This window comes from Streptomyces sp. UH6 (assembly GCF_013421635.1).
In the GTDB taxonomy this organism is placed as follows: Bacteria; Actinomycetota; Actinomycetes; order Streptomycetales; family Streptomycetaceae; genus Streptomyces; species Streptomyces abyssomicinicus.
This window is the reverse complement of sequence record NZ_JACADT010000206.1, coordinates 1-7,551: the sequence shown is the minus strand read 5'-3', so window position 1 is coordinate 7,551 and position 7,551 is coordinate 1. Positions and strand designations below refer to the sequence as shown.

Here is a 7,551-nt window from a genome sequence, read left to right as displayed (position 1 = left end):
CCATGGTGGGGGCTCCCGCCGCCTCGTGGAGGACCCGCGCGATCAGTGTGCTGCCCACCGCGAACGACAGCACCCCCTGCACGAACACGAGGGCGAGCAGCGCGACCGGTTCGCCGGCCAGCAGCGCCAGGGCCGGCCAGCCGACGAGCAGCGGCGGACCACCCACGGCGAGGACCAGGGCGGGGCGCCGGTCCGACAGCCGCCCGGCGACGGTCACTCCGACGAAGGAACCGGCGCCGAAGAGCATCAGCGCGACGGCGATCCACAGCTCTCCCATTCCGGCGGGGCCGGTCACCACCGGGGCGAGGAAGGTGAAGCTCGCGAAGGTCGCCGCGTTCACCAGCGCGCCGAGGAGCATGACCAGCGCCAGCCGGGGCCGTGTGAGCTGGGCCAGCTCCGCCCGCAAGGCCGGCCCGTCGGCCGTGCCTTCCCGTACCCGTCCCGCCGGGATGCCCTTCAGGACGCCGAGGGCCGCGGGCAGGCAGAGAGCGGCGACGGCCCAGAAGGTGGCCCGCCAGCCGAGCAGGGTGCCGAGCAGCGATCCGCCGGGGACACCGGCGATCGTGGCCATGGTGGTGCCCGACAGCAGGACGGCCAGCGCGCGGCCCTTCCTGTCGGGCGGGACCGACGCGGCGGCAGCCGTCAGGGCGACCGCGAGGAACCCGGCGTTGGCCAGCGCGGCCACGACCCGGGTGGCGAGCAGGACCGGGAAGCTCGTGGTGGCGGCTCCCAGGGCGTGAGCCGCCGCGAAGGCGAGGACGAACCCGAGGAGGCTGGACCGCCGGGGCCAGTGGCGGGCGATCGCGGCCGTCAGGGGAGCTCCGACGGCCATGCCGATCGCGTAGGCGGAGGTGAGGGCGCCCGCGGACCCGACGGTGACGCCGAGGTCCGAGGCGATGTCCGGCAGGAGGCCGGCGAGCATGAACTCCGAGGTGCCCATGGCGAAGACCGCCACGGCGAGCAGGTACAGCGGAAGAGGCATCGAGTGGCTCCGGGGTGAGGAGAAGCACGAGAGGGTCATCTCGTCACCGCGGCCGGCCCCCGGGGGGCGCGCTCGTGCGGCCGCGGAACGCGGCGCGACGGCGGGGCTACGTGCTCAGTGGTTCCGGGGGCTGACGGCGTGACCGAAAGCCCCCACCGTGTCCGACTCAGGACTCGACATGGCCCGCACCCTACCGCACGCCGCCCCGGGCGTACTTCGGCCCCGGTGCCCTGAAGGGGGCACCGGGGCCGTCAGTGGTGCGGGCGCGGGTGTCAGTGGCCGTACGACAGACCGTGCCCGGAACGGAAGAGGACCTGGGCCGGGTCGTCGGCCCGCTGGACGGGCACGGGCAGCTTGCCACGCGGTTCCACCCGGCCGGCGATCACCCGTGCGGCGGCGCGCAGTTCGACCTCGGTCCAGCAGTAGGACGCCAGGGAGGCCGGGACGCCGCCGAGGTGGGCGATGTCGTAGGGGTTGCGCACCGCGAGGTGGACGACGGGGACGCCCGTCGCGAGCAGCCGCGCCACCAGGGTCCGCTGGGCGCTGGTGGCGTTGACGTTGTCGGTGGTGACGATCACCGCGTCCCGTCCCTGTGCGGCGGCCACGGCCTCGTCAATCTTCGCCGCGTCGGGTGTCCGGCCGGTGGCGAGCTGGGTGGTGGCGTAACCCAGTTCGTCGAACGCCGCGGCCAGTTCGGGCACCGTGGTGCGGGTCGCGTCGGTCGGGAAGGCCGGGCTGGCGCCGACCACGAGCAGCTTGCGCTGTCCGCGGCGCAGCGGGAGCGCCTCGTCCTCGTTGACGAGCAGGGTGGTGGTGCGTTCGGCGATCCGGGCGGCGGCGAGCCGGTGCCCGCGGGCGCCGACGACCCGGTCGATCTCCCGGGGTGAGGTGTAGGGGCTGCCGCTGAGCAGGCCGGCCTTGTCCTTGAGCCGCAGGATGCGCAGGACCGATGCGTCGAGCCGGTCCTCGGTGATCTCGCCGCTGCGGACGGCGGCCAGGACGCCGTGGTAGGCGACGTCGATGTCCGGCGGGAACAGCAGTTGGTCGACGCCGGCCTTGAGGGCGAGGACGGGAACGCGGTCGTCGCCGTACTTGGTGCGCACCCCCTGCATGTTGAGGGCGTCGGTGACGATCACGCCGTCGTAGCCGAGTTCGCCGCGCAGCACGCCCTGGAGGATCGCGGGCGACAGGGTGGCCGGTTCGTTGCTGGGGTCGAGCGCGGGGACCTGGAGGTGCGCGGTCATGATCGAGTCGACGCCGGCGGCGATCGCGGCCTTGAAGGGCGGGGCGTCCACGCGGTCCCACTCCTCACGGGTGTGGGTGATCACCGGCAGCCCCGTGTGGCTGTCCTGCCCGGTGTCCCCGTGACCCGGGAAGTGCTTGGCGCACGCCACGACGCCGGCCTGCCGGTAGCCCGTCACCTGGGCCGCCACCATGCGGCCGACCTCGTGGGCGTCGGCGCCGAAGGAGCGGACGTTGATGATGGGGTTGGCCGGGTTGACGTTGACGTCGGCGACCGGGGCGAAGTTCTGGTGGATGCCGAGGGCGGCGAGTTCGGTGCCCGAGATCCGGGCGGCGGTGCGCGCGTCGGAGAGCGAACGGCCCGCGCCGAGCGCCATCGCGCCCGGGAGCTGGGTGACGCCGCTGCCGATGCGGACGTTGACGCCGTGTTCCTGGTCGATGGAGATCAGCGACGGGATGGGGGTGGGCAGGGCGAGCGAGGCCCGCTGCACACCGTCCGACAGGTCGGCGACCTGGGCGGGGTCCTGGATGTTGTTCGCCCAGCCGGAGAAGTAGATGACACCGCCGATGTGGTACTTGGCGATGAGTTCGGCCACGGTGCGGACGCCGAGTTCCCTGAGGTTGCGGTCCTGGTCCGACGCGCTGGGAGAGGTCGCCGAGGTGCCGTAGAAGTACGGCACGAAGAGCTGGCCGATCTTCGCCTCGACGCTCATCCTGGAGATGATCTTCTTGAGGCCGCGGTCGCGCTGGTGCGCGGCCGCGGGGGTGGCCGCCGCGCCCACGACGCCTGCCGCGCTCGCGGCGGCCACGGTCGCGGAGGCGAGAACGGTGCGTCTGGACAGACTCCGGTCCTGCATGCGGACATGCTCCTTCCGGCCTTGCACACCAAGGGAGTTGAAGGAAACGTGCAGTACTCCGAACAGCGGGAAACCTAGCCCGGACGCCTCGGACAGGACAAGAGGTCTAGACAAACTTGGTCTAGACAAACTTGGTCCAGGCAATGGCTCCGGCACCCGGCCGGACACGGCCTCGGCCGGTGACGGCGGGTGCGGGTTCCGAGGCGAGACGCGGTCAGAGGACACCTCCGTTGGCGCGAATGTTCTGGCCCGTCAGCCACCGCCCGTCCGGCCCCGCAAGGAAGGCGACGACGTCCGCCACGTCCTCGGGCCGGCCGAGGCGTCCGAGCGAGGTCATCGCGATGGCCATCGCCAACTTCTCCGGCTCGTTGGCCGCGTTCAGAAGGTCGGTGTCCGTGGCGCCGGGCGAGACGGTGTTGACCGTGATGCCCCGTGCGCCCAGCTCGCGTGAGGCCACCAGGGTCAGTTGTTCGAGGGCGCCCTTGCTCGCTGCGTACGGAGCGTTGCCGGGGGCGGGGAAAACGGTGTTGAGGGTGGAGATGTTCACGATCCGACCGCCGTCGCGCATGCGCCGCGCCGCGTAACGCACCGTGAGGAAGACCGACTTCGCGTTCACGGCCATCACTCTGTCGAACACGGCCTCCTCCGTCTGCGCGATGGGCACGACGTCGGTATGCATGGCCGCGTTGTTGACCAGAATGTCCAGACCGCCGAGTTCACGTTCGGCAGTGGCCAACAACTCCTCGGCCGCGCGAGGCTCCGCCAGATCCAGCTGGACCGCAACGGCCTTCCCGCCCGCCTTCTCGGCCTGCCGCACGACCTCGTCCGCGGCATCGCGGTTCTGCGCGTAGTTGAAGACCACAGTCGCCCCGTCCCGCGCGAGCCGCAGCACGACGGCCCGACCGATCCCCCGCGAGCCACCGGTGACGACAGCCGCCTTGCCCATGAGCACCGCCATGACCCCTCCCTCGCCGACCCGCCTGCCGGGAACAGCCCTACCCGCCGAGCGGCGTCTGAAGAGGGAACCACCCCAACCGTCAGGACACCCGTCCAGGACCCCTGGCATCACGGTCCCGGCCGACGGATCGAAGCGGAACCTGCAGCGGTGCCGCCGTCACCGGCCGGGGTCGTGTCCTGCGGCCGCCTCAGTCCTCGTGCCCCTGCGGCGGCATCTCCCCGCCCGCCCGGCAGCCGCTGAAGGAGGCGTTCGGGCAGAAGGCGTCGAAGCCCATGCCGAAGCGTGCGAAGGCCTCCCAGGCGGCGTGGCGCACAGCGGTGTACTCGCTCCCGGTGATCTCGGCGCTCCCGCCCTCCCGGAGACCGCGCAGGGCGCGCAGGATCGCGTCCCGGGCCGTGAGCAGCGATGGGTTCTTCGGGGTGAGCTTCAGTCCGTCGACCACGGCCATCCACGCGATCTGGTGGGCCCGCTGCTTGTCGCCGAGCGCGGCGGTGCTCCGGCGGACCATGTCCATGAGGGCGGCGCACCAGATCTCGCCCACGTTGTGGATCTTCGTGTAGTCGAGGCCGCCCAGCTCGTCCGGGCCCTTGCCGATGTCACCGAAGCCGCCCGGGTACTGGGCGTCGTAGGGCCGCTGGCGGATGCCCCCGGGGTTCGCGACCACCCAGTCGCCGACGACGGTGCGGTCCTCGCCGCGGACGCTGTTGCGGGTGGTGAGCGCGAAGAAGTCGGACCACCCCTCGCCCATCGACCGGGACTGGAGTTCTCTCAGGCCCTGGGCGTCGAGGAGGCCTCCGACGAGCCGGTTGCTCACGCCGTGGGTGAACTCGTGGAAGACGACGTCACCATCGTTGGCGGTGTGCCGGCCGGTGCTGCGGACCAGCCCCATGTTCATCAGCGCGGCCCCGCCGTCGGGGGGAGTGGCCATGTTGGCCGTGCCGGGGACCGACCGGGGGTGGGCGAGGGCGCGAACCGGGTCGGCCCCCTTGCCCTCTCCGGAGGGGTTGGTGACCTGGAAGTTGCCGTGCTTCTCGTCGAACCCGAGCATCTGGAAGAAGTCGTGCATGTAGTTGCAGAAGAAGAAGATGTTGGTGACGAACTGTTCGGGGCTGTCGGGCGAGGGCTCGAACACCGCGTCGCCCGCCGCGTCGACGTCGATCTCGACCTGCAGCTCGCTGTCGCCGTCAAGGGCGATCACGTTGTTGCCCGCGGTGGCCACATGCCCGTCGTGCCGCTCCGCCCAGGGGCCGGGGAAGCCGGCCAGGGCCTTCCTCGGCCGGACCGGGTAGTCGTCCACGGGCAGCGGGAAGGGGACCTTGTCGAACGTGCTCTCGGCCGGATTGCGCCGGAACACCTTTCCCGCCACGGCGTGCTGGGTCAGGTCCTGGAGGTAGAGGATCTGCGGCGCGGCCGTGTCCGCGGTCTTCTCGTCGGCCTCCACGAGGGCGCTGTACTGCACGGCCATGTCGTTCCTCGACAGGGTGAACGACCACGTCAGACGGACCTCGTCACCCATGTAGAGGTAGACCAGCCGGCACGGGATCTCCTCGTCGAAGGGGCCTTTCGCGAAGGTCATGGGCCGGTCGTTGCGCGGCTGGAACGTCAGCCGGGGCAAGGTGGCCGGAACCTCCAGGGCGGGCAGCTCGTCGGAACCGAACGGTGTCTCGAGCGTCACCGGCTCGGCCGCCTTCGCGACGGCCACGGCCAGGGCCGCCTCCGCGGTCACCGCGGGGGTGGCGGACACCCGGGCGGAGAGGCTCGCGGTGTCGCCGACGACCCGGTCGACCGAGCCGTCCTCCCGCAGCCACACCTTGGGGGCCATGCCCCACACCTCGATGCCGTTGAGGGTCTGCTGGAGGCTGACCACCCGCATGCCGCCGTGGGTGACGGGCACGTTCGGGTCGGCCTCGAACTCGGCGGGTTCGTCACTCGCGAAGCCGATGGCCTCCGTGACCGAGGCCAGGTACTCCTTGGCCCGTGCGATGTAGTCGTCGGCGGTGACCTGGCCGTCCACGCGCTCCAGGCCGGGCGGGAGCCCGGGGGCGCCGCTCACCCGCAGTTCGGTCAGATGCCCGGTGAATCGGTTCACCTTCCGGTCGTCGGCCTCCAGGGTGTGGTTCAGGGACTCCGCGATCCGGCCGGTCTCCGCCAGGAAGGCCTCGGCGCCGTCGACCTCGGTCAGCCGGTCGTAGTCCAGGTCACGCCTGTCGATGAGCTGCGTCATGGTGGTTCCTCCTCCCGCCGCGGACACCCGGCAGGGGTGTCCGCCGGAGTGGGATGTCGGTGGGGCGCGTCAGACGCCCGCGAGGGTCAGGGCGGTCGCGGTCACGGCGCGCGCGACCGTGGTCGCGAAGTCGGGGTCGTGGTCGACGTCGGTGACGGTGTCACCGGTCGTGTGGTACTTCCGGGTGCCCGTGCCCTCGGCGCCGCCCGGAGTGGCGAACAGGTCCTCGGACACGGCGACGGCCGCGTATCCCCGCTCGTGGAAGCTGGCGTGGTCGCTGCGCCCCATGGCCGGGTCGGCGTCGCCGGTCAGCTGCTGGGCCTTCGGTCCGAGGCCTCCCGGGTCCTCGGCGGCGAGCGCGAGCAGGGCCTGCTCCACCCGGCCGCCCAGCGCGTCGGACGCCTCGACCACCGGTCCCGGCACGGCGGAGCCTGCGTGCACCTCCACGACGGGCCTGGTCCCGGGCTGGTGTCCGGCGATCATGTCCATCTGGAGCACGCCGGCGATCGGGTCCCCGGCCGCCGCCGCGGCGCGGGCGTAGAACTTGCTGCCCACCAGGCCCTGTTCCTCGGCGTTGAAGAGCACGAAGCGGATGCTCCGGGCGGGCTCCCTGCCGCCGGCGACCAGGTCGCGCAGGCAAGCGGCGGCGGCCAGGACGGCCGCGGTGCCGCTGGCGTCGTCGTCGGCGCCCGGCGCCGGGTCCCGGGACGGGTCGTAGGGGCGCGGCAGGCCGTGCACGTCGACGAAGTCCTCACCGGTCGCGGTGGAGTCCATGTGCGCGGTGACCAGCACGGTGGCGTCGGAGCCGGCGACGGTGTGCTCGGCCTCCACGGTGAACAGGTGGTGGTCGCGCCAGGTGAACGGATGCAGTCGCACCGTCAGTCCGAGGTTCTGGAGGCGGTTGGCCAGCACGCGGACCACCAGCATGTTGTCGTGTGTGGCCGCGTGCCGGCTGCGGACCCTGAGCGGGTCCCCCTCCACCAGCGGTTCGGCGCCGGAGAATCGGGCGGTGTGCTCGCGCAGCACTTCCGGCGTCACGGCGACACGGACCGCCGCGAGGGCCTCGGCGGAGGGGAGGCCGTCGTCGAATCCCTCACCGGACCCCTCACCGGTCTCCGGCCCCGGGGAAGGCCGCAGGCCGGCCGGGGAGGAGAAGCCGGCCGCGAACGCGGCGCCGGGACGGGAGAGCAGGGCCGGGTCGGGAAGCAGCCGCTCGGTGTGGCCGGGCCTGGCCCCCGGCAGGTGGAAGTCCTCCACCGGGACGTCGGCCGGCACGGCCAGGTAGACC

The 7,551-nt window shown here is 72.3% G+C and carries 5 protein-coding genes; all 5 read right to left on the bottom strand.

Going from position 1 to position 7,551, the window contains the following annotated elements; translation table 11 throughout:
• Window positions 1-982, bottom strand: a 982-nt coding sequence (locus tag HW445_RS12950; RefSeq protein WP_180221169.1) for a Cmx/CmrA family chloramphenicol efflux MFS transporter, incomplete at its 3' end; no start/stop codon positions are given.
• A 272-nt stretch (window positions 983-1,254) separates the two neighbouring features.
• Window positions 1,255-3,081 (bottom strand): glycoside hydrolase family 3 protein, encoded by a 1,827-nt coding sequence (locus HW445_RS12945; protein ID WP_180221168.1) that lies wholly within the window; start codon window positions 3,079-3,081, stop codon window positions 1,255-1,257.
• 214 nt (window positions 3,082-3,295) lie between these two features.
• A complete protein-coding gene (locus tag HW445_RS12940) occupies window positions 3,296-4,039 on the bottom strand; it encodes an SDR family oxidoreductase (RefSeq protein WP_180221167.1) in 744 nt (247 codons plus the stop codon).
• A 187-nt stretch (window positions 4,040-4,226) separates the two neighbouring features.
• Complete coding sequence (locus HW445_RS12935) at window positions 4,227-6,263, bottom strand: M36 family metallopeptidase (RefSeq protein WP_180221166.1); 2,037 nt, start codon at window positions 6,261-6,263, stop codon at window positions 4,227-4,229.
• 69 nt (window positions 6,264-6,332) lie between these two features.
• Window positions 6,333-7,551, bottom strand: a 1,219-nt coding sequence (locus tag HW445_RS12930; protein WP_180221165.1) for a M28 family metallopeptidase, incomplete at its 5' end; no start/stop codon positions are given.

Excerpts from the sequence above, each read along its gene's own strand:
- HW445_RS12945 (WP_180221168.1), bottom strand. The coding sequence starts at position 3,081 with ATGCAGGACCGGAGTCTGTCCAGACGCACCGTTCTCGCCTCCGCGACC.
- HW445_RS12935 (WP_180221166.1), bottom strand. The coding sequence starts at position 6,263 with ATGACGCAGCTCATCGACAGGCGTGACCTGGACTACGACCGGCTGACC.
- HW445_RS12940 (WP_180221167.1), bottom strand. The coding sequence starts at position 4,039 with ATGGCGGTGCTCATGGGCAAGGCGGCTGTCGTCACCGGTGGCTCGCGG.